The organism is Nonomuraea mangrovi, from assembly GCF_042681425.1.
Classification (GTDB): domain Bacteria; phylum Actinomycetota; class Actinomycetes; order Streptosporangiales; family Streptosporangiaceae; genus Nonomuraea; species Nonomuraea mangrovi.
The window spans coordinates 712,034-731,598 of sequence record NZ_JBHUFV010000061.1; the positions used below are offsets into that span (position 1 = coordinate 712,034).

24 protein-coding genes are annotated in these 19,565 nt (G+C 71.0%); 12 read left to right on the forward strand and 12 right to left on the reverse strand.

Features of this window, described 5'->3' with window-relative positions; all coding sequences use genetic code 11:
• Nucleotides 1-73 precede the first annotated feature (73 nt).
• A complete protein-coding gene (locus tag ACFSKW_RS42300) occupies nucleotides 74-394 on the forward strand; it encodes a GroES family chaperonin (RefSeq protein WP_354913060.1) in 321 nt (106 codons plus the stop codon).
• A 5-nt stretch (nucleotides 395-399) separates the two neighbouring features.
• Here the strand turns inward: ACFSKW_RS42300 and ACFSKW_RS42305 are convergent, their stop codons facing one another.
• From ACFSKW_RS42305 to ACFSKW_RS42315, 3 genes are all read right to left on the reverse strand, one after another.
• Complete coding sequence (locus tag ACFSKW_RS42305; protein ID WP_379579918.1) at nucleotides 400-1,305, reverse strand: TolB family protein; 906 nt, start codon at nucleotides 1,303-1,305, stop codon at nucleotides 400-402.
• Between the two features lie 13 nt (nucleotides 1,306-1,318).
• Nucleotides 1,319-2,182: a hypothetical protein gene (locus ACFSKW_RS42310; RefSeq protein WP_379579920.1), complete on the reverse strand. Its 864-nt coding sequence runs from the start codon at nucleotides 2,180-2,182 to the stop codon at nucleotides 1,319-1,321.
• Nucleotides 2,183-2,243: 61 nt separating this feature from the next.
• Nucleotides 2,244-2,681: a TIGR02611 family protein gene (locus ACFSKW_RS42315; RefSeq protein ID WP_379579922.1), complete on the reverse strand. Its 438-nt coding sequence runs from the start codon at nucleotides 2,679-2,681 to the stop codon at nucleotides 2,244-2,246.
• 233 nt (nucleotides 2,682-2,914) lie between these two features.
• On the opposite strand from ACFSKW_RS42315, the gene ACFSKW_RS42320 reads away from it, so the two are divergent.
• Both ACFSKW_RS42320 and ACFSKW_RS42325 read left to right on the forward strand, forming a co-directional pair.
• On the forward strand, nucleotides 2,915-3,817 hold the full coding sequence (locus ACFSKW_RS42320; RefSeq protein ID WP_379579924.1) for a phosphotriesterase family protein: 903 nt from the start codon (nucleotides 2,915-2,917) through the stop codon (nucleotides 3,815-3,817).
• Nucleotides 3,818-4,010: 193 nt separating this feature from the next.
• Nucleotides 4,011-5,189 carry an ROK family protein gene (locus tag ACFSKW_RS42325; protein WP_379579926.1) on the forward strand — a complete coding sequence of 393 codons (1,179 nt, stop codon included), beginning with the start codon at nucleotides 4,011-4,013 and terminating at the stop codon, nucleotides 5,187-5,189.
• 23 nt (nucleotides 5,190-5,212) lie between these two features.
• Here the strand turns inward: ACFSKW_RS42325 and ACFSKW_RS42330 are convergent, their stop codons facing one another.
• Complete coding sequence (locus tag ACFSKW_RS42330; RefSeq protein ID WP_379579928.1) at nucleotides 5,213-5,842, reverse strand: winged helix-turn-helix transcriptional regulator; 630 nt, start codon at nucleotides 5,840-5,842, stop codon at nucleotides 5,213-5,215.
• A 58-nt stretch (nucleotides 5,843-5,900) separates the two neighbouring features.
• Here ACFSKW_RS42330 and ACFSKW_RS42335 point away from each other — a divergent pair, with 58 nt between their 5' ends.
• The 4 genes from ACFSKW_RS42335 (at nucleotide 5,901) to ACFSKW_RS42350 (ending at nucleotide 8,682) form a co-directional block, all read left to right on the forward strand.
• Nucleotides 5,901-6,548, forward strand: coding sequence for a DUF899 domain-containing protein (locus ACFSKW_RS42335; RefSeq protein WP_379579930.1), 648 nt, complete (start codon nucleotides 5,901-5,903; stop codon nucleotides 6,546-6,548).
• A 34-nt stretch (nucleotides 6,549-6,582) separates the two neighbouring features.
• A complete protein-coding gene (locus tag ACFSKW_RS42340; RefSeq protein WP_379579932.1) occupies nucleotides 6,583-6,969 on the forward strand; it encodes a PPOX class F420-dependent oxidoreductase in 387 nt (128 codons plus the stop codon).
• Nucleotides 6,970-7,066: 97 nt separating this feature from the next.
• Entirely contained in the window at nucleotides 7,067-7,996 is a 930-nt protein-coding gene (locus tag ACFSKW_RS42345) for a sensor histidine kinase (RefSeq protein WP_379579934.1), read from the forward strand.
• A gap of 32 nt (nucleotides 7,997-8,028) precedes the next feature.
• A complete protein-coding gene (locus tag ACFSKW_RS42350) occupies nucleotides 8,029-8,682 on the forward strand; it encodes a response regulator (RefSeq protein ID WP_379580274.1) in 654 nt (217 codons plus the stop codon).
• Nucleotides 8,683-8,727: 45 nt separating this feature from the next.
• Here ACFSKW_RS42350 and secY read toward each other — a convergent pair whose 3' ends face one another.
• Nucleotides 8,728-9,999 carry a preprotein translocase subunit SecY gene (gene secY / locus ACFSKW_RS42355; RefSeq protein WP_379579936.1) on the reverse strand — a complete coding sequence of 424 codons (1,272 nt, stop codon included), beginning with the start codon at nucleotides 9,997-9,999 and terminating at the stop codon, nucleotides 8,728-8,730.
• 85 nt (nucleotides 10,000-10,084) lie between these two features.
• On the opposite strand from secY, the gene ACFSKW_RS42360 reads away from it, so the two are divergent.
• Nucleotides 10,085-10,681, forward strand: coding sequence for a P-loop nucleotide/nucleoside kinase family protein (locus ACFSKW_RS42360; RefSeq protein WP_379579938.1), 597 nt, complete (start codon nucleotides 10,085-10,087; stop codon nucleotides 10,679-10,681).
• A gap of 22 nt (nucleotides 10,682-10,703) precedes the next feature.
• On the opposite strand, the gene ACFSKW_RS42365 is transcribed toward ACFSKW_RS42360, so the two are convergent.
• The 5 genes from ACFSKW_RS42365 to ACFSKW_RS42385 form a co-directional block, all read right to left on the reverse strand.
• The gene (locus ACFSKW_RS42365) at nucleotides 10,704-11,489 is read right to left on the reverse strand and encodes a putative hydro-lyase (RefSeq protein WP_379579940.1); all 786 of its coding nucleotides are present in this window, start codon (nucleotides 11,487-11,489) and stop codon (nucleotides 10,704-10,706) included.
• A gap of 9 nt (nucleotides 11,490-11,498) precedes the next feature.
• A complete protein-coding gene (locus ACFSKW_RS42370; RefSeq protein ID WP_379579942.1) occupies nucleotides 11,499-12,725 on the reverse strand; it encodes a sugar ABC transporter permease in 1,227 nt (408 codons plus the stop codon).
• Complete coding sequence (locus tag ACFSKW_RS42375; RefSeq protein WP_379579944.1) at nucleotides 12,718-13,482, reverse strand: ATP-binding cassette domain-containing protein; 765 nt, start codon at nucleotides 13,480-13,482, stop codon at nucleotides 12,718-12,720. Before ACFSKW_RS42375 ends, ACFSKW_RS42370 begins: the two co-directional genes overlap by 8 nt.
• Nucleotide 13,483: 1 nt before the next feature.
• On the reverse strand, nucleotides 13,484-14,602 hold the full coding sequence (locus ACFSKW_RS42380) for a sugar ABC transporter substrate-binding protein (RefSeq protein ID WP_379579946.1): 1,119 nt from the start codon (nucleotides 14,600-14,602) through the stop codon (nucleotides 13,484-13,486).
• A gap of 115 nt (nucleotides 14,603-14,717) precedes the next feature.
• A complete protein-coding gene (locus ACFSKW_RS42385) occupies nucleotides 14,718-15,062 on the reverse strand; it encodes a DUF4190 domain-containing protein (RefSeq protein WP_379579948.1) in 345 nt (114 codons plus the stop codon).
• A 173-nt stretch (nucleotides 15,063-15,235) separates the two neighbouring features.
• On the opposite strand from ACFSKW_RS42385, the gene ACFSKW_RS42390 reads away from it, so the two are divergent.
• The 3 genes from ACFSKW_RS42390 to ACFSKW_RS42400 are packed head-to-tail and all read left to right on the forward strand — an operon-like array spanning nucleotide 15,236 to nucleotide 17,984.
• Nucleotides 15,236-16,279: an AAA family ATPase gene (locus tag ACFSKW_RS42390; RefSeq protein ID WP_379579950.1), complete on the forward strand. Its 1,044-nt coding sequence runs from the start codon at nucleotides 15,236-15,238 to the stop codon at nucleotides 16,277-16,279.
• Complete coding sequence (locus tag ACFSKW_RS42395; RefSeq protein WP_379579952.1) at nucleotides 16,276-17,343, forward strand: vWA domain-containing protein; 1,068 nt, start codon at nucleotides 16,276-16,278, stop codon at nucleotides 17,341-17,343. The genes ACFSKW_RS42390 and ACFSKW_RS42395 overlap by 4 nt, the downstream gene beginning before the upstream one ends.
• Nucleotides 17,340-17,984 carry a hypothetical protein gene (locus ACFSKW_RS42400; protein WP_379579954.1) on the forward strand — a complete coding sequence of 215 codons (645 nt, stop codon included), beginning with the start codon at nucleotides 17,340-17,342 and terminating at the stop codon, nucleotides 17,982-17,984. The genes ACFSKW_RS42395 and ACFSKW_RS42400 overlap by 4 nt, the downstream gene beginning before the upstream one ends.
• A gap of 19 nt (nucleotides 17,985-18,003) precedes the next feature.
• On the opposite strand, the gene ACFSKW_RS42405 is transcribed toward ACFSKW_RS42400, so the two are convergent.
• The gene (locus tag ACFSKW_RS42405) at nucleotides 18,004-18,237 is read right to left on the reverse strand and encodes a hypothetical protein (RefSeq protein WP_379579956.1); all 234 of its coding nucleotides are present in this window, start codon (nucleotides 18,235-18,237) and stop codon (nucleotides 18,004-18,006) included.
• Complete coding sequence (locus tag ACFSKW_RS42410; protein WP_379579957.1) at nucleotides 18,237-18,452, reverse strand: DUF6158 family protein; 216 nt, start codon at nucleotides 18,450-18,452, stop codon at nucleotides 18,237-18,239. Before ACFSKW_RS42410 ends, ACFSKW_RS42405 begins: the two co-directional genes overlap by 1 nt.
• 97 nt (nucleotides 18,453-18,549) lie before the next feature.
• On the opposite strand from ACFSKW_RS42410, the gene ACFSKW_RS42415 reads away from it, so the two are divergent.
• Nucleotides 18,550-19,479 (forward strand): LysR family transcriptional regulator, encoded by a 930-nt coding sequence (locus ACFSKW_RS42415; RefSeq protein WP_379579959.1) that lies wholly within the window; start codon nucleotides 18,550-18,552, stop codon nucleotides 19,477-19,479.
• Nucleotides 19,480-19,565: the final 86 nt, after the last annotated feature.

Sequence of the window (19,565 nt, forward strand, 5' to 3'; positions counted from 1 at the left end):
TCCGGGAACGTTATCGGCCGCCCACCTCACTGTCAGGGAATTCGGCCTCACGGGCCCGCGTAGACTGGCATTCGTGGCAGACCCCAAGTTCGAGATCCAGATGCTTCACGACCGGGTGATGATCCGGCTGGAGAAGGACGGCGAGGAGCGGCGCAGCGGCGCCGGCATCGTGATCCCCGCGACGGTCAAGATGGCCAACAGGCTGGCCTGGGGCGAGGTCTGCGGCGTGGGGGCCAACGTGCGCTCGGTGAAGGTCGGCGACAAGGTGCTGCTCAACCCCGAGGACCAGTACGAGGTCGAGCTCCACACCAAGGTCTACCTCGTCATGCGCGAGCGTGACCTGCATGCCGTGGCGACACACGAAACCGACCACGGCACGGGGCTCTACCTCTAGCCTTCTCAGTTGCGCGTGTAGCTCAGATAGAGGTCGTAGTCGCGCCACGCGGTGCGGCTGATGTCGGCCAACGGGCGCACCGCCCTGCCCTTCAGGTCGACCACGACGCTGAGGTAGCCCTTGCCGTGCCTGCCGACCGCGATCAGGTGCTCGCGGTCCCACCAGCCATAGGAGGCGACGGCGGGGACCTTCACCTTCTTGTCCAGCTTGCCGTTGTACGGGTTCCAGGTGCACAGGGCGGCCTTGTACCGCTTCGGGCACCAGGTCGCCATCCTGCGGCCGTCGGGTGAGAAGGCGCTCTCGCCGCCGACCAGCCCTCCAGTACGCCAGAGGGTCCAGGCGACCCTGCCGTCCGGCACGTAGAAGCGCACGCCGTCCCAGTAGTCGGAGACGACACGCCTGCCGTCGGGCGACCACTGGAACAGCGCGTCGGGGTAGGCGCCGCGCACCTTGACCAGCCGGGCGCGCTTGGCGGCCACGTCGACGACGACGAACCCGATGCTGCGCCAGCCGCCGCCTCCGTCGTCGCCCTTCGAGACGGTCAGCACGACCTTGCGCCCGTCCGGCGACCAGTACGGCGTGCCCGCCACCATGGGCGCCTTCACGGTGCGGATCTTGGTGGTCCTCCCGGTCGCGCGGTTGGTGATCGCGATCCGGTCGTAGCCCTTGGCGAACTTCCTGGGGATCGCGGCGACGAATCCCCCTCCGGGCGAGACGGCGAGGTCGTTGTAGGAGCGCTGCCCCGCGAAGCCGCCCCTGGTCCGCAGGTAGGCCGAGCCGGCCGTGGTGTAGGCGGTGACCCTTTTCGGGTCGCCCGGCTGCTCGTGCAGGGTCACGTCGAGTCCGGGCAGCCTCACGTCCGCCCCTGTGAGGGCGAGCGTGGCGGCGAGAAGGAGGGTGCTTAAGCTCACGGGAGGCACCCTCTCACTTACGGGTGAAGCTCAGCCAGAGTTCGGCCTGCCAGGTGCCCGACGGAATCGCCGCCAGCACCCGCCTGACCGTGCCCGAGGTGTCGGCCACGACCAGCCTGTAGGCCTTGCGATGGGGCACGACGGCGATCAGCCTGCTGTCGTTCCACCAGCCGACCACCGTCTCGGGCCTCAGCCCGGACCGCGAGACGATCTTTCCCGTCGCGGGGTCGAGGCACACGTGCTCGGCGAACTTCGAGGGACACCACGTCGTCATGCGCCCCCCGGAGGGCGAGAAGAGGTCGGGCCCGGTCAGGGTGCCGACGCCCTGGAGGATCCTGGGCCTTCTGCCCTCCTTGTAGACGATCGCGTCCCCCTTGTGCTGCGAGATCACCCCGCCGTCGGGGGTCCACCAGAAGGTGGCCGCGGGGTCCACGCCCGCGACGGTGGTGGGGTGCGCGGTGCCCGCGGCGACGTCGACCGTGACGTAGCCGCTCGTGACCCACTTGCCGGAGGTCTTCCGCTCCATCGTGAGCAGAACCTTCTTGCCGTCGCGCGACCACGAGGCGTAGGAGGCCAGCAGGGGCCGGGCGACCGTGGGGATGCGCTTCACCCGGCCGGTCGCGCGGTCGGTGACGACGAGCGCGTCGCGCCCGCCCCGGTAGGCGGCCGGTACGGCGGCCGCCATCCGGCCGTCGGGCGAGACGACGACCTCGGCGGCGCCGCGCTGCCTGACGAAGGTGGAAGCGCCGCGCAGGTAGGCCTGCCTGGTGCCCAGGCCGTAGGCGGTCAGCCGGACGGGATCTCCTGGTTTCTCCTGGAGCACCACGGAGGTCCCGGGAAGCGGGATGAGGGCGAGAGCCACGAGGACGGTGAGCACGGCGGCAGCCTAGGCAGCGATCACCCTTTCGTCCGCCTGGCAGACCGAACGAGCATGAATGTCAGATACCGAGGAGCTTGCGGCCTTCCACGATGAGATCGATGCCGAGGCTCAGCTTCGTGACGCCCCAGATGATCACACCCATGGTGGCGAGCGTGACGAGCAGCACGATGATCCGCACGGGCCAGCCCTGCCGCTTGTACCACTCGGTCCAGGCGTGCAGGACGTGCTTGCCGAACTCGAGCAGCTTGTGCGCCCAGTGGAACTCGGTGGCCAGCACGGCGAGGCCCGCGAAGACGACCAGCCACCCAGGGCCGGGGAAGGGCACCATGATGAGGCCCCCCACGACCATCACCGCGCCGATCACGCCAATGACGATCTTGAGGGTCAGGGCGCCGGTCCTGGTGGACCTGATGCCGTCGAGCCAGCCGTGTATGCCGGCGCGGCGTGCCGCCTCGCCCTTGAGCTGGTCGGCGTCACCGGTTTCGGAGTTTGCCACGCATCCAGCGTAATGGGCGGAATGAGGCTCCCCGGTAGATCGCCACTCCATCTCCGGCCCCTCTCGGCGCGCGCGCGCGGGGAGAGGGCCAGGATGCGCGGCGACGTGTCAACGCGGTGACGCGGGCCATGCCGGGGTCCGCGCGTCGTCGCAGGTCAGCCATGAAACATTCGTCAGGTAAAGCTTTCGGCAGACATTAGGCGTTTACCGCCAAATATCGGTTAATGTCGTGCATGCCCGAGGTTCTGATACGCACCGTCACCGGTCAAATCCGCGCCGACGCGGTCACCGGTGCCGTCCTCCCCCACGAGCACCTGCGCTGCGACCTGCGCTGGGCGGTGGGCATCGACTCCGACCCGCACCGCTGGCTCGACGAGGAGCGCACCGTCACCGAGGAGCTCCGCGAGCTGCGCCAGTCGGACGGCCTCGGGCTCACCGTCGAACTCTCCTGCATCGGCATGGGCAGGGACGCCGCCTCCCTGGCCCGCGTCGCCGCGGGCAGCAGGGTGCCCGTCGTCGCCTCGACCGGCCTGTACGCCGAGCCGTTCACCCAGGTGCGGCAGGACGACGTCGACACCCTCACCGCACGGCTGATGGACGAGATCACCTCCGGCATCGACGGCACGGGCGTCCTGCCCGGCGTCATCGGCGAGGTCGGCGCGTGGGGCGCCGAGCCCACGCCCACGGAGGAGCGCTGCCTGGTCGCCGCCGCTCGCGCCTCGCTCTCCACCCGCCTGCCCGTCGCCGTCCACGGCCAGAACCCGCTCGCACCGCTGGAGATCCTGCTCGGGCAGGGGCTGCCCGCCTCCCGGGTGAGCGTCGCCTGCACCGGACACGACCCCGCCGTGGCACGCAAGGTCGCCGAGGCGGGCGCCTACGTCAACCTCTCCTCCGTGGTGCTCGGCGCCCAGCGCGCGGCCGCCGTCGCACTGGAGTTGATCTCCGAGGGGCACGCCGGCCGGCTGCTGCTCGGCAGCGGGGTGTCCCGCGTGGCCCAGCTCCAGCGGTACGGCGGATCCGGGTACTCCCACATGTTCCGCACGCTGCTCCCGCGCCTGCGGGAGGCGGGGGTGGACGAGGAGACGATCCGCTCGATCACGCACGGCAACCCCGTCCGCTGGCTGACCAACGGATAGCCGCACCGGATCCTGGCCGAGCACGCCGTCCTCCCCATGCGCGACCCCGGCGGCCGGTCAGGCGCGTGGCAATACCTGCCCATCTCGGCGCCCGAAGATGACATGATTCTTCCGCCGATGGTCAAGCAGAAGTGTGATTCAATTCGACATATCGCTTGATGGGGGACAGGGAGGAGCGGTGTTGTCTCCGGACATGCTGAACGAACCGGGCGGCACGGTCGCCGGAGCAGGCGCGTTGCTGGCGATCCTGAGGGACGGCCAGGCCCGCACCAGGGCGGAGCTCGTCCAGCTCACCGGCCTGGCCAGGTCCACGGTGTCACAGCGGCTCGACGCGCTGCTGACCCACCAGTGGATCGTCCCCACCGAGGACGCCATCTCCTCGGGCGGCAGGCCGGCCGTGGCGTTCGCGTTCAACAGCTCGGCCCGCGTCGTCCTGTCAGCGGACCTCGGAGCCACCCACGCCAGGGTCGCCGTGACCGACCTCGCCACCACCGTCCTGGCCGAACGCACCGCCGACCTCGCGATCGACCGCGGCCCCGAGCCGACGCTCGAGTGGCTCCTCGAGACCTTCCTCGAACTCCTCGCGGAGACGGGTCACAGCGTCGAGCAGGTGTGCGGCGTCGGCGTCGGCCTCCCGGGCCCCGTCGAGCACGCGTCAGGACGCCCGATCAACCCACCGATAATGCCGGGCTGGGACGGCTTCCCCGTCCCCGAGTGGCTGGGCGAACGGCTCGGCACCGCCGTGCTGGTCGACAACGACGTGAACATCATGGCGCTCGGCGAGCACTGGGCGGCCAGGCCCGAGGCCGACCAGCTCGTGTTCGTCAAGATCGGCACCGGTATAGGGTGCGGCATCATCTCCGACCGCCGCCTGCACAGGGGCGCCCAGGGCGCGGCGGGCGACATCGGGCACGTGCGCGTCTCCTCGGCGGCCGACGTGGTCTGCAGGTGCGGCAACACCGGTTGCCTGGAGGCGGTCGCGGGCGGCGCGGCCGTGGCGGCCAAGCTGGCCGCGGCGGGCGTGCCCGCGGCCCACAGCCGCGACGTCGTCAACCTGGTACGGCAGGGCAACACGCAGGCCGTCCAGCTGATCAGGCAGGCGGGCAGGGAGGTCGGCGACGTACTGGCCTCGATCGTGAACTTCTTCAACCCCGCGGTGATCGTGATCGGCGGCGACATCGCGGAGGCGGGTGAGCACGTCCTGGCGGGCGTGCGCGAGGTCATCTACAGCAGGTCGCTCCCCCTGGCCACCCAGCACCTGAGCATCCGTACCAGCGAGCTGGGGGATCGGGCGGGCGTCGTGGGGGCGGCCGTCATGGTGATCGAGCACGTCCTGGATCCCGGCACCGTGGACCGCACCGTCCTCCGCTGAGTCCCTGCGACCGCCCCTCGGGGTCAGGTCGCCGAGGACGCGAGGTGGCCGATCAGGCGCTTCACGGCCGCCTCGTCGCCCTCGATCTCCAGTTCGCCCGCGGCCACCGCCTCCCGCGGGTCCGCGCCCTGGAAGAGGACCGAGGCGAGGGCTCCCGCCTCGCCCTTCAGCACCGCGTCGGGGCGCGCCGCGGGCCCCCGCCCCACCGCGATGTCCTCCCGCGAGGTCTCCACGAAGAAGACCTCCTCTCCCATCCGCAGCTCGAGGCTCCCCTCGAAGCCGGGCAGGTACATCGCCTTCAGCGCCAGCACCAGCGAGGTCACCCCGAGCCTGTTCGCGGTCGTGATGGGTGCCCTGCTCCCCCACCGCCCGAGGTGCAGCAGGACGGGTTCGAGGCCGAGCCCCCATGCGGTCAGCTCGTACACCCAGACCACGGCGGGCGGAGGGAGCTTGCGCCGCCGTACCACACCCGCCTCCTCCAGCTCCCGCAGCCGCTGTGACAGCACGTTCTGGCTGCTGCCCGGCAGATCGCGGTGGAGGTCGGTGAAGCGTTTGGGTCCGAGCATCAGCTCGCGGACCACCAGGAGCGCCCACCTGTCGCCGACGAGATCGAGCGCGCGGGCCACGCCGCACGGGTCCTGATAGCTACGCACGCGATCATCATACCGGCCTCTCTTGTGTTTTCTAACTGAGCACTCCTAAATTAGGAGTATGAACCTACCGAAGATCGTCTCCGCCGAGGAATGGCAGGCTGCTCGAGACGAGCTGCTTGTCGAGGAGAAGGCGGCCACCAGGCAGCTCGACGCGCTGGCCGCCAAGCGCCGCCGCCTGCCGATGGTGGAGTTCGCCACCGACTACGTCTTCGAGGGGCCTGAGGGCAAGCTCGGGCTGCTCGACCTGTTCGACGGCCGCCGCCAGCTCGTGGTCTACCACTTCATGCCGCTGCACGACGACGGCCTGCCCTGCACCGGATGCGCGTCGTTCACCGACAACATCCCCAACCTGGCGCACCTGCGCGCCCGCGACACGACGATGGCGGTGATCTCCCGCTCGCCGTACGCCGACCTGGAGCCGGTACGGCAGCGCCTTGGGTGGCGCCTGCCGCTCTACTCGGGCCCCGAGTTCAACACCGACTGCGGCGCGGGCGACGGCTTCGGCCTCAGCGTGTTCCTGCGCGAAGGCGAGCGCGCCTTCCGCACCTACTTCACCACCGCGCGCGGCGCCGACCGGCTGCGCATGGACTTCAACCTGCTCGACCTGACCCCGTACGGCAGGCAGGAGACCTGGGAGGACTCCCCCCAGGGCCGGCCGCAGACCGAGCCCTACCAGTGGTGGCGGCTCAACGACGAATACGCTTGACCTCAACCACGCTTGACGTCACAGGCTTGACCGCATGACATTCACCCAAGCGGAGCTCGACTACCTGGGCACGCAGCGGCTCGGCAGGCTGGCCACCGTGGCGCCCGACGGCCAGGTGCAGAACAGCCCTGTCGGTTTCTTCGTCAACGCCGACGGCACCCTCGACATCGGGGGGCACGGCATGGGCGGCTCCAAGAAGTTCAGGAACGTGGCCGCGGGCAGCACGGTGGGCTTCGTGGTCGACGACCTGGTATCGACACGGCCGTGGACCGTGCGCGGCATCGAGATCAGAGGGACGGCCGAGGCTCTCACCGAGCAGGAGCCGCCCCTTCCCGGCTACAGCGGCGAACTCATCAGGATCGTCCCGCGAAAGATCATTTCCTGGGGCCTGGGCGACGGGGCGTCGAACCGCAACGTCTGAAACTGGCTAGGATCTGGGCGGAATGGTGACACGGGAACGACGCCCTGTCCGCCGCCTGTGGGAGTCCATGTCCGCGGCGGCGTCACGTGCTGCCCGCATGGGCGACATGCCCGCCGTCCTCATGCTGGTGTGGGCGGGCTGGCTGGCGGTCCCGCTGTCGCTGAGCGGTCTGGCCCAGGCCCGCGCCGCGGCGGCCGCCGCCTACGAGCACGACACCCCGCCGCCGGCGCCCGCCGCCGGCCGCCACGACATGCCCACCGGCCCCGACGCGTTCACGGGTCCCGACGCGGCCCCGCGTCCTGCGCGGTACCACCCCTGGGCAGGATCGGTCGGCGAGTGGGCGGCCAAGGGCGCGGCGCCGGCCGCGGCTCTGTGGCAGTCCTCGCTCCAGGCGGGTGCCGTACCGGCCGACTCCGGTGCCGCCGCGAGCGCTCTGGCCGAGGAACTGCTGGCGCGGGAGCGGTCCAGGATCGCCGGCGAGGTGCACGACGCGGCGGGCCACGGCTTCTCGACCATCGCGATGCAGGCGGGGCTCGCGCTGCTGGTGCTGGAGGAGGACCCCGAGCAGGCGAGGGAGTCGCTGCGGGCGATCAGGGAGACGAGCATGGAGGCGCTGGCCAGGCTGCGCGGCGCGCTCGACCTGATGGACCCACGCGGCGCCGATGACCGGCTTCCGGGCCTGGTCGGCGGGGTCCGCGCCGCGGGTCTGCCCGTCGACATGGAGCCGGCCGACCCCGACGTCCCCGCCCACCTGCGCGGCGCCGTCTACGGGGTGGTGCGCGAGTCGCTCACGAACGTGATCAGGCACGCGGGTCCGACCAGGGCGCTGGTGAAGGTGACGGGCGAGCGGGACGCGCTCGTGCTCGAAGTGGCCGACAGAGGCCGCGGGCCCGCCGCCGCGGGTGAGGGGCGGGGACTGTCGGGCATGCGGGAACGGGTGCTGGCCGCGGGAGGCGAGTTCCGCGCCGGTCCGAGGGACGGCGGCGGCTTCCAGGTGGTGGCCCGCTTCCCCCTGGACAGCGCGTGATCCCGGCCGAGGGCGACGCGACGCGGGAAGCCGTGATCAGAGTCGGGATCGCCGATGACCAGGCGGTCGTGCGGATGGGACTCAAGGCGCTCATCGCCAGGGAGTCCGGCATGGCGTTGGTGGGCGAGGCGGCCGACGGCGGACAGGCGCTGGCGCTGGTCAGGGAACGACGTCCCGATGTGCTGCTGCTCGACATCAGGATGCCCGGCATGGACGGCCTGCAGGTGCTGAGGGCCATCGCGGCCGACCCCGCCCTCCACGGCACCAGGATCGTCGTGGTGACCACGTTCGCCGTGGACGAGTACGTGTTCGCCGCGCTGCAGGCGGGCGCGAGCGGGTTCCTGCTCAAGGACAGCGCCCCCGACGAGCTGGTCAGCGCGATCAGGGTGGTGGCGGCGGGCGAGGCTCTGCTGTCGCCCGCCATCACCCGCAAGGTCATCGGCCTGTTCGGCAGGACGGGCGGCGCCGAGCCGGTCGCCGGCGTCGAGACGCTGACGCCGCGCGAGAGGGAGATGGTCGCCTGGGTGGCGACCGGCAGGTCGAACGACGAGATCGCCAGGGAGCTGGTGATCAGTCCTGACACCGTGCGCACGCACGTGAGCAGGGCCATGGTGAAGCTGCGCGCCCGGGACAGGGCGCAGCTCGTGGTCTTCGCCATGCGCGCGGGCCTCGCCCTGCCGTCGTGAGCCGTGTCGCGGCCCTTGGGGCACGGCTCGTGCCGCCCCCGTGCGCTACCTCAGCAGCCCCTCGTAGTTGCGCTGCTGGAGCTGGGCCTCGATCTGCTTCACGGTCTCCAGCCCGACGCCGACCATGATGAGCACGCTCGTGCCGCCGAAGGGGAAGTTCTGCGCCGAGGAAGGGTCGCGCAGCAGGGCGAAGGCCACCAGCGGCAGCAGCGCGAGCACGCCCAGGTAGACGGCGCCCGACGCGGTCAGCCGCGACAGCACGAACCCCAGGTACTCGGCGGTCGGTCTGCCGGGCCTGATGCCCGGCACGAATCCCCCGAAGCGCCTCATGTTGTCGGCCACCTCGACGGGGTTGAAGGTGATCGAGACGTAGAAGTAGGCGAAGCCGACGATCAGCAGGAAGTAGACCAGCATGTAGAGCGGGTGGTCGCCTGCCATGTACCGGCTGATCCACGGCACGGCGTCGCCGAGCAGCGTGGGGATGTAGAGCAGCGACGAGGCGAAGATCACCGGAACGATGCTGGCCTGGTTGACCTTGAGCGGGATGTAGGTGCTGCTGCCGCCGTACATCCGCCGCCCGACCATCCGCTTGGTGTACTGCACGGGAACCCGCCGCTGCGCCTGCTCCATGAAGATCACCGCCGCGACCAGGAACAGACCTGCGACGAGGATCGTCACCGCCGCGAAGGGGCTCATCACGAACATCGTCGACATGTAGGACGGGAAGACCGCGATGACCTGGGTGAACATGAGGATCGACATGCCGGTGCCGATCCCCTTGCCGCTGATCTGCTCTCCCAGCCACATCACCACGCACGTGCCGGCGACCAGCACGGCCACCAGCACGACGACCGCGAGCAGGCCGGTGTCGTAGAGCACGGGACGCGTGCAGCCGGGCAGCAGCCGGCCCGAGCGGGCCAGTGCGACGACGGTGGTGGCGTTGAGCACGGCCAGCCCCACCGTCAGGTACCTCGTGTACTGCGTGATCTTGGCTTGCCCGTTCTGCCCCTCCTTGCGGAGCTGGTCCAGGCGCGGGATCAGGACCGCCATCAGCTGGATGACGATGCTCGCCGTGATGTACGGCATGACACCGAGCGCGAACACCGACAGCTTCAGCATCGCCCCGCCGCTGAACAGCTGCACCATGTCGACGATCCCGCCGCGCGCTCCCCCGAGGCACTGGCGTACCGCCAGCATGTCGACGCCGGGCGCGGGCAGGATCTGCCCCAGCCTGAACAGCACGATGACGCCCAGCGTGAAAAGGATCTTCTTGCGCAGGTCGGGGATCTTGAAGGCGCGCAGGACCAAGGTGAGCATGCGCCGAGTCTGTCCATGATCGCGCGGAAGGGCGTCCGCAGGCGGGCGGCATCGGCGTACGCAGATCCGCGTACGCTCTGACCTTGTGGTTCCTGCCTGGGTGATCAGCGGCCCGCCTGGCGCGGGCAAGTCGACCGTCGCCGCCGCGTTGCTGGCGCGCCTGGACCCCGTCCCCGCGCTGCTCGACAAGGACGCCGTCTACGGCGACTTCGTCGCCGAGCTGCTGTCCGCGCACGGCAGGCCGCGGGGCGAGCGCGAGGGCCCCTGGTACGACGAGCACGTCAAACACCACGAGTACGGCGGTTTGACCAGGCTGGCACGGCAGATCCGCGCGCACGGGTGCCCGGTGATGCTCGACGGCCCCTTCACCTCGCAGGTGCATGCGGCGGCGCTGTGGGAGGACTGGGTGGAGCGGCTCGGCGGGCCGCCGGTCCGGCTGGTGTGGGTCCGCTCCGACGGGCCCACCCTGCGCGAGCGGCTTCTCGCCAGAGGGCTGGCGAGGGACGAGGGCAAGCTGGCGGCCTTCGACGCCTACCTGAAGGCGATCATGGTGGACGAGCCGCCCGCCGTACCGCATCTGGAGATCGACAACCGGCGGGGGGCGCCCGACCTGGGAGACCAGCTCAGCGCGGCGGGCATGCCGCCGCGAGCCCGGCCGGGCGCCGCGGGGCCGACCGGGTGAAGGCGCCGCGGCGGGCACCTGGCTAGGTCTCGCGGAGGTCGGTGATCGCCATGTGGCCCGGCAGGTGGCCGATGGCGTAGTCGACGCCGCTTGCCATCACGGCCTCCTGCGGGGTGACGCCGCACGCCCAGAAGACCGGAACCTCGCCGGGTCGTACGGGGACGGAGTCGCCGTGGTCGGGGTGGGACAGGTCCGCGATGCCCAGCACCGCGGGATCGCCGATGTGCACCGGGGCGCCGTGCACGTCCGGGTAGCGGCCGCTGACCTCGACGGCGGTGGCCACCAGACGCTCGGGCACCGGGCGCATGGAGACCACGAGCGGCCCCCGCAACACGCCCGCGGGCTCGCACGCCACGGCGGTGCGGTACATCGGGACGTTGGTGCCGAGCTCGACGTGCCTGACGGGTACGCCTGCCCGGATGAGGGCGGCCTCGAAGGTGAAGCTGCAGCCGATGAGGAAGGCGACGAGGTCGGGCCGCCAGTGCTCGACGACATCGCCGGCGTCGGCTACCGGTTCGCCCTCACGGTAGATCCGGTAGCCGGGCAGGTCGGTGCGCAGGTCGCCGGGGAAGATCCGGGTGCTGGTCGCGCCAGGCTCCCCGACGTCGAGCACGGGACAGGCCTGGGGGTTGCGCTCGGCGAAGAGGCGCAGGTCCCCTGCGAGCCGCTCGGGGACGGCGATGAGGTTGGCCTGGATCCAGCCCTCGCACCAGCCGGCCGTGGGGGTGCGCTCCCCCGCCCTGAAGCGGGCCCGAGCCTGGGCAGGGGTCAGGGTTCTCTCGCGAAGAGGTGCTGCGGCGTCCTCCATGGACCCACGCTACGCCCGGCCGGCCGCCTTCTGGCTCCTGCGCGAGACCGAGTCGATGACGACCGCTGCCAGCAGCACCGCGCCGGTCACCATGAACTGGATGGAGTTGCTGACGCCCTGCAACGCCATTCCCGAGGCGATCGACTGGATGACGAGCATGCCCAGCAACGCCGAGTACGTGGTGCCGCGCCCGCCGAACAGCGAGGTGCCGCCGATCACCGCCGCCGCGATCGCCATGAGCAGCACGTTGCTCTGCCCCGTCGCCTGGCTGGCGCTGGAGATGCGGGAGGCGGCGAAGATGCCGCCGATCGCGGCGAACGAGCCCGAGATGACGAAGACGGAGATCCTGATGAACGGCACGCTGATGCCCGCGCGCCTGGCCGCCTCGATGTTGCCGCCGACGGCGAAGATGCTGCGCCCGTACTTGGTGCGGCGCAGCACGAAGTCCGTTCCGACGACGATCACCAGGAAGATCAGCAGCGCGAGCGGGAGCCCCTTGTACAGGTTGAGGATGTAGGCCGCGCCGAAGGCCACCACCGCGAGCACGACCGTCCGGAAGACGATGTCGCCCGTCGTCCTGGACGGGATGCCCGCCTCGCGGCGCTGGTTGTTGCCCATGACCGACACCACGAAGAAGCCGGCGACGGCCAGGGCCGCCAGGCCGTACGCGGCGATCACGTAGACGAAGTAGGTGCTGGTCAGTCCGGCGACGAAACCTTCGCTCGGCAGGTTGATGGTGCCGTTGGGCCCGAGCACCCACAGCTGGAAGCCGGTCCAGGCGAGAAAGCCCGCCAGCGTGACCACGAAGGAGGGCACCCCGATCTTGGCGAAGAAGAAGCCGTGGATGAGGCCGAGCACGGCGCCGACCACGACGGCGAGCAGGATGGCCAGGATCGGGTTCATGCCCAGGTTGACGTTGAGCACGGCCAGCACCGCCGCGCAGGCGCCGCTGACCGCGCCCGCCGCCAGATCGATCTCGCCCAGCAGGAGCACGAACACGATGCCCACCGAGATCATCCCGGTCGGGACGATGTCGACACTCAGGTTGGACAGGTTCTGCGCGGACAGGAACTGGCTGTTCAGGCTCTGGAAGACGAGCCAGATGACGACGAGGCCGACGATGACCGGCAGCGGGCCGAGCTCGCCGCCCCTCACCTTCTGCTTGAACTCCTCCAGATAGCCGGTGAGGCCCTGTTCGCGGACCACCAGCCGCGGGTCGACCGGGGTTTCAGTCACTGAGCCTCCTGTCCCTGCGTGACGCGGCGTTGTCGGTCGCCCCGGTGATCGCCGCGATGATCTCTTCTCTGGTGGTCGCCTTGGCGTCGAAGAAGCCGTTGTTACGCCCGAGCCTGAGCACCGCGATGCGGTCGGCCACCGCCATGACGTCGACCATGTTGTGGCTGATCAGGATCACGCCGTGCCCCTGGGCGCGCAGCCGCTCGACCAGGTCGAGGACCTGGGCGGTCTGCTCGACGCCGAGCGCGGCGGTCGGCTCGTCCAGCAGCACGACCTTCGGCTCGCCCAGCAGCGAGCGGGAGATCGCCACCGTCTGCCGCTGGCCTCCCGACAGCGAGGCCACGGGGATCCGCACGCTGGGAATCTTGATCGACAGCGTGTGGAGGAGGTCGCGCGAGCGCTTCTCCATGGAGACCTCGTCGAGGACGGCCGTCGACGTGAGCTCGTTGCCGAGGAAGAGGTTCCCGACCACGTCGAGGTTGTCGCAGAGCGCGAGGTCCTGGTAGACGGTCGCGATGCCGAGCGCCTGCGCGTCGGAGGGGCTGGTGATCGAGACGCGCCTGCCCTCCCACGTGATCGTCCCCTCGTCGGGCGGGCCCACGCCGGCGATCACCTTGATCATCGTGGACTTGCCTGCGCCGTTGTCGCCGACCAGCGCGACGACCTCGCCCTCGTTGACCTCGAGGTCGACGTCCGTCAGCGCCTGGACGGCGCCGAACCGCTTGGAGATGCCCTCGAGGGCGAGGACGGTGGCCATCTCAGGAGATCCCTGCCGCGTCACACGCCGCCTTCACGGCGGGGGTGCAGATCTCGGCGGCCTTCCAGAAGCCGTCCTTGACCACGGTGTCCTTGATGTTGTCCTTGGTGACGACGATGGGCGCGATGATCTGCGCGGGGACGGGCTTGCCCGATCCGTTGTCCACGGTGGTCGTACCCTTGATCGACTTACCCGTGCCGACGTCGATCGCCATCTGGGCGGCGTTCTTGGCCTCGGGCTGGATCGGCTTGTAGATCGTCATCGTCTGGGTGCCGAGCAGGATCCGCTGGATGGCCGCCAGCTCGGCGTCCTGGCCGGTCAGCGGGGTGCCGGGCTTGACGCCCGCGTTCTGCATGGCCCTGGCGATGCCGCCCGCCATGCCGTCGTTGGCCGCGTAGACGCCGATCACGTTGCTCGCGCCGAGCGCGGTGAACGCGCCGGCCGCCTCGGTGTTGGCCTGGTCGGGGCTCCAGTCAGGGGTGTCGTACTCCTTGCCGATCGTGACCTGGCCGTCGAGCACCGAGTGCGCGCCCTTCTTGAAGTCGGCCGCGTTCGGGTCGGTCGGCGAGCCGTTGACCATGACGATCGGCCCTCGCTTGGGGTCGCCGCCCGCCTTGATCGCGTCCAGGAGCGCCTGTCCCTGCGCCTTGCCGACCTGCAGGTTGTCGAAGGAGGTGTAGCCGTCGACCGGTCCGCCTGCCAGCCGGTCGTAGGCGATCACCATGGCGCCCTGGCTCTTGGCCTTGGCGACGGAGGAGGCCACGGCCTTGGCGTCCACCGCGTCCAGGATCAGCACCTTCACCCCGTTGGTCAGCATGGAGTCGACCTGTTGCTGCTGCTGGTTGGGGTCCTGGTTGGCGTTGTTGTAGACGACCTCGCACTTGGGACACAGGGCCTTGATGTCGTTGGTGATGTACGGCCGGTCGAACTTCTCGTATCTGGCCGTCTTCGACTCGGGAAGCAGCAGGCCGATCTTGAAGCCCTGCTCGACCGTGCCGATGGCGCTCGCGCTGGCGGTGCCGCCCTGAGTGTTTCCCGCCTGGCCCGACTGCCCTGCCGTACCGCATGCGACGGCCAGCCCGAGAACTACCAGAACTCCGCCGATGACTTGTGCTCTCACCGCGTCCCCCGATCGGATCCCTCGGGTGGGGCCTTACCCTCGCGGATCCGACATGGCGACTGCCTTGTCACAGCTTTGCCAGGCGATGTTCTGATTTTTCGTGGAGTCTACGGATTCAGGACGAGTCGACCCATGAGAAGACGGTGTTGACCCATTCGGCGAGCGCGGTGGGGTGGGTGAAGACGAACACCGTGACGACCAGCGCGGGGATGACGACGGCGTAGCCGAGGATGAGCCCGGCGACCGCCATGCCGTGACCGGGTCTCAGCCCGCGCCTGGTCTGCGAGGTGGCCACGTGGCCGAGGATCACGGCGATGATCGACGGGATGCCGAACAGGCACCAGCTGCCGAACAACCCGAAGATCCCGAAGATGAGGCTGGCCACCGCGGCGCCCGACGTCGGCGCCGTGGCCGGACGGGGGAGGTAACGGTGCTCGTCGTCCCCGTAGGGAGGGTGCATGTGTCGTCGTCTCCGTCCCTGGAGCGATGTCAACCGACACGATCCTCCACTTCTCCTTGCTGATCAAGAGGCGGCCGTGCGGGCCCACCCGCCGCCGGGCCGGTGTTGACAAATCACGGGCGCGTCAACCAGAGTTGACGTCAACATTAGTTGACGCACGAAGGGGCTACCGCATGGAAGCGCTCGCCGTCGCCGTGACCGCGAACCTCCCCGTGATCCTGTGGGGCGCGCCTGGGACGGGCAAGACCTCGGCCGTCCTCGCGCTCGGCGCAGGCCTGGGCCTGCCCGTCGAAGCCGTCGTCGGCTCGATCAGGGAGCCGAGCGACTTCGCCGGGCTGCCGGTCCTGCGCGAAGGCGGCACCTGGTTCGCCCCGCCCCGCTGGGCCGAACGGCTGGCCAGGGCGGGGCGCGGCATCCTGTTCCTCGACGAGCTGACCACCGCGCCGCCCGCCGTCCAGGCCGCGATGCTCCGCGTGGTGCTCGAGAGGACCGTCGGCGATCTGGTGCTGCCGGACGAGGTGCGGATCGTGGCCGCCGCCAACCCGCCCGAGCAGGCGGCCGACGGCTGGGACCTGTCGGCGCCGCTGGCCAACCGGCTGATCCACCTCGACTGGCGGGCGAGCGCCGCCGTGGTGGCCGAGGGGTTCACCGGCGGCTTCGCCGTACCGGACGCGCTGGGCGGGCCCCCGCCCTCCCCCGCGGCGGTGGCGAGGGCCAAAGCGCTCGTGGGGGCGTTCCTGCGGGTGCGGCCCGAGCTGGTGCTCGCCGTACCAGACGGGCCCGCGCGGGCGTGGCCCAGCCCGCGCACGTGGGAGCTGGCGGCCCGAGCGGTGGCCTGCGCGCAGGGCGAGGTCGCCGCCGAGCTGGTGCGAGGGGCGGTGGGCGACGCGGCGGGCTTCGAGCTGCTGTCGTGGCTGCGTGACCTCGATCTGCCCGACCCGGAGACGCTGCTGGCCGATCCGGGGGCGCCGCTGCCCGACCGGATCGACAGGGTGCACGCGGTCCTCGGCTCTGTCGTGGCGCACGTGTCGGCCGACGGCAGCGCGGAGACCTGGCAGCGGGCGTGGCCGCTGATCGCCAGGGTCGCCAGGCGCACGCCCGACGTGGCGGCGGGCGCCGCGCGCTCGCTGGCGGCCGCCCGTCCCTACGGCGCGCACCTGCCCACCGCGATGATGGAGCTGGCACCGATCCTGCGCGCGGCAGGACTGCTGCGATGAGCGTCATGGACCGCTTCGCGGCGGCCAGGCTCCTGGCCGCGGCGCGTGCGCCGTACCTGGCCTCGGCGCTGTTCGCGCTCACCCCGCTGGTCCACGAGGACGCCGTGGGGGCGTGCGCCGACGCCAACTGGAACCTCCACCTCTCCCCCGCCACCGCGCAGGCCATCCCCGTGGAGGAGCTGGCGTGGTCGCTCCTGCACCAGGTCGGCCACCTGCTGCGCGACCATCTGGTCAGCGGCCGTGACGGCGTCACATGGAACACGGCGAACGACGCGGAGATCAACGACGACCTCGGCGCCGCCCCCGCCACCGCGGTCACCCCCGACCGGCTCGGGCTGCCGTCCGGCCTGATGGCGGCGGACTACCACCGGCTGCTCGATCTCATCGACGTGCCGTCCGAGCTCACGCCCTGCGGCGGCGCGCCGTTCACCGGGCCCGCCGTCATGTCGGCGCTGGAGCGCGACCTGCTGGCCAGGGCGGTGGCCTCACGCATCAGAGGAGAGGCCCCGTACGGCTGGCGGCGCTGGGCCGAGTCCGTCCTGCGCCCATCAGTGGACTGGCGGCGCGCGCTCGCCTTCCTCGTCCGGCGGGGCCTGTCGCGCGGCCAGGTCGACTACAGCTACCGGCGCCCGTCCAGGCGCGGCCTTCCGCACGTGGTGCTGCCCGCCATGGTCAGGCCGAGCCCGCGCGTCGTCGTGCTGGCAGACACCTCCGGCAGCCTCGGCGAGCCCGCGTTGCGGCGGGTGCTGGGGGAGATCGAGGGGGTGCTGCGCGCCTGCGGGCACCGCGGCGTCGAGGTGATCTGTTGTGACGCGGCCGCCCGTCCTGTACAGCGGGTCACCAGGGCCGCCGAGGTCGAGCTCGTCGGCGGCGGGGGCACCGACCTGCGGAAGGGCTTCGAGGCGGCGGACGCGCCCCGCCCTGACGTGGTCGTCGCGCTGACCGACGGCGACACGCCGTGGCCCGAGCGCCGCCGGCGGGCGCACGTGATCGTCTGCCTGGTGGACGCGCGGGGGACGCCCGACGTCCCGCCGTGGGCGAGCGTGGTGCGGGTGGCGGCGTGAGCGGCTGGGAGGGGTTCAGCCTGGGCGAGACGCGGCGCTGGCGGCACGCGGGGTTCGACCGGGTGGAGGCGTCCGCGTGGCGGGAGGCGGGCGTGCTCGACCCCGGCGACGCCCGCCTCTGGCGTACGGCGGGTGCCGCTCCCCGCACGGTCGTCGTCTGGCAGCGCGCGGGGATGACGCCCGGCGAGGCGGTCCGCTGGCACGAGCTCGGCGTCGCCCCGCACGACGCGGCCAGGCGGCATCTGTGCGGCGAGCGGCCGAGGAGGGTGTCGTGGTTCGCCAAGGCGCCTGACATGCCCGAGGGGCCGATCAGGCACCTGCTGCGGGCGGGCGTCCCCGCGGACGTGGCACGCGCCTACGCCGACGCGGGCTGGGACGGCGCGGCCGGCGAGCAGTGGGCGGCGCGGCGGGTCGACCCGGGGGACGCACGGCTGTTCGCCGCGCTGGGCTTCACCGCCGCGGAGGCCGCGGCACTCGGCAGGGAGGCGGTGGCGCTCGTCATGGACTGGTGGGGAGCGGTGCCCGTCGGCGAGGTCGCCGCCTGGTGCGCGGCGGGCCTGACCCCGGCTGAGGCTGCGGCGCAGCGGGCCCGGGGGGTGACGGCCGAGCAGGCCGCGGTGCTGCGAGCCCTGAACGGGTGATGTCTCAGTAGGTGATGTCTCAGTATTCGAGGCCGAAGTCGTGGCGGCCCAGCGTGTAGCCCTCGCCTTTGGGCACCACCTGGCCCATCGCGACGAGGGTGGCGATGCTCCGCCTCGTCTCGTCCTCGCTCATCCCTGCCATCCTCGACACGTCGGCCACCCGCGCCTCGTCGCCTCCGACCGCGATGGCGGCGACGGCCTCGTACACGGCCAGATCGACGTCGGACAGCGCCTGCACGTCGTGTGGTTCCATCAGCGCTGCCTCGCTCCTTCACGCAACCGGCCGGGGTCGATGTCCCGCACGGGATGGCGGCGCAGGTACTCGCTCTCCAGCTCGTTGGTGCGCGAGGTGTGGCGGGCGAGCGCGTCGTCGGGCCCGTGCAGCAGCGTCTCCAGGCGTGTCTGGTAGAGCTGCCGCAGTTCGCGGATCAGGTCTTCTTCCGACAGGTCCCTTGGATCGATTCCCATAAGACGTCAGCTACCCGTTACCTGGCCCCCACAACATCCGTCAATTTTCCTGACAATAGGGATTGCGGGGATGTTGTGTCGGTTTTACCTTCCCCGTATGGACCTCGAGCTCCGGCACCTCAAGATCGTTCGAGCGGTCGCGGAGTCGGGCAGCGTCAGCAAGGCAGCGACCCGGCTAGGGGTGGCCCAGCCGGCGCTGACCGCCCAGCTCAAACGCATCGAACGCGCGTTAGGCGGCGCCCTCTTCCAGCGCGACCGCTACGGCGCCAGACCCACTCCCCTCGGGGAACTGGTGCTCTCCCGCGCCCGTGTGCTCCTGCCCGCCGCGCAGGAGCTGCAGGACGAAGCCCTCCGCTTCGCCAACGCCACCGCCGGCGGCTACCGCATCGGCGCGACCAACGGACCCGTCCTCGGCGGGCTGGTCGACCGGCTGGCCGCCGCCGCCCCCGTCTCCACCTACACCTCGTGGTCGTCGCGCGAGCTCGCCCTGATGGTCGCCCAGGGCAGGCTCGACTACGTGCTCGCGGGCGCGTGCGGCGACGGCGTGCCCGAGGGCGACATCGCGTGGCACACCATCGGCATCGACCCCGTCTTCATCATGGTCGCAGAGACGCACAGCCTCTCGGGCGAGAAGGAGGTGGCGCTGTCCGACCTGGCCGACGAGCAGTGGGCCGTCACGCCGGGCGACGGCTGCTTCGGTGACTGCTTCGCCGCCGCCTGCACGCGCGCGGGATTCACACCCTGCACGATGTACGAGACGGACGTGGCCACGTGCGTGCACCTCGCCCAGGTCGGCAGGGCGGTGGTCCTGTGCCAGGCCACCCATCCCTTCGCCCCCGGACTCGTCATGGTGCCCGTCGCGGGCGCGCCGCTGCGCTGGCGCCAGATGCTCGGCCACCATCCGGGCGCCCCAGGCGCGTCATGGGTGGCCGCCCACGCCAAGGCCGCCCACGCCGACGCCGTACGGCGCAGCCCCGTCTACCACGACTGGCTGATCCGCAACCCAGGTTTCGGCACCTCCCCATAACACCGTGATAGGGGGCAAGTGGTAGCTCCTCGGCTGGTGGACCCACCGTTACGGTGACGGCACCCCCAGCAAGCGAAGGAGTTCCC

What these genes read in the sequence shown, in the direction of transcription:
- ACFSKW_RS42320 (WP_379579924.1), top strand. Translation starts at nt 2,915, where the DNA reads ATGCCCGAGGTTCTGATACGCACCGTCACCGGTCAAATCCGCGCCGAC.
- ACFSKW_RS42325 (WP_379579926.1), top strand. Translation starts at nt 4,011, where the DNA reads ATGCTGAACGAACCGGGCGGCACGGTCGCCGGAGCAGGCGCGTTGCTG.
- ACFSKW_RS42335 (WP_379579930.1), top strand. Translation starts at nt 5,901, where the DNA reads ATGAACCTACCGAAGATCGTCTCCGCCGAGGAATGGCAGGCTGCTCGA.
- ACFSKW_RS42340 (WP_379579932.1), top strand. Translation starts at nt 6,583, where the DNA reads ATGACATTCACCCAAGCGGAGCTCGACTACCTGGGCACGCAGCGGCTC.
- ACFSKW_RS42345 (WP_379579934.1), top strand. Translation starts at nt 7,067, where the DNA reads ATGGGCGACATGCCCGCCGTCCTCATGCTGGTGTGGGCGGGCTGGCTG.
- secY (WP_379579936.1), bottom strand. Translation starts at nt 9,999, where the DNA reads ATGCTCACCTTGGTCCTGCGCGCCTTCAAGATCCCCGACCTGCGCAAG.
- ACFSKW_RS42365 (WP_379579940.1), bottom strand. Translation starts at nt 11,489, where the DNA reads ATGGAGGACGCCGCAGCACCTCTTCGCGAGAGAACCCTGACCCCTGCC.
- ACFSKW_RS42375 (WP_379579944.1), bottom strand. Translation starts at nt 13,482, where the DNA reads ATGGCCACCGTCCTCGCCCTCGAGGGCATCTCCAAGCGGTTCGGCGCC.
- ACFSKW_RS42385 (WP_379579948.1), bottom strand. Translation starts at nt 15,062, where the DNA reads ATGCACCCTCCCTACGGGGACGACGAGCACCGTTACCTCCCCCGTCCG.
- ACFSKW_RS42390 (WP_379579950.1), top strand. Translation starts at nt 15,236, where the DNA reads ATGGAAGCGCTCGCCGTCGCCGTGACCGCGAACCTCCCCGTGATCCTG.
- ACFSKW_RS42395 (WP_379579952.1), top strand. Translation starts at nt 16,276, where the DNA reads ATGAGCGTCATGGACCGCTTCGCGGCGGCCAGGCTCCTGGCCGCGGCG.
- ACFSKW_RS42405 (WP_379579956.1), bottom strand. Translation starts at nt 18,237, where the DNA reads ATGGAACCACACGACGTGCAGGCGCTGTCCGACGTCGATCTGGCCGTG.
- ACFSKW_RS42410 (WP_379579957.1), bottom strand. Translation starts at nt 18,452, where the DNA reads ATGGGAATCGATCCAAGGGACCTGTCGGAAGAAGACCTGATCCGCGAA.
- ACFSKW_RS42415 (WP_379579959.1), top strand. Translation starts at nt 18,550, where the DNA reads ATGGACCTCGAGCTCCGGCACCTCAAGATCGTTCGAGCGGTCGCGGAG.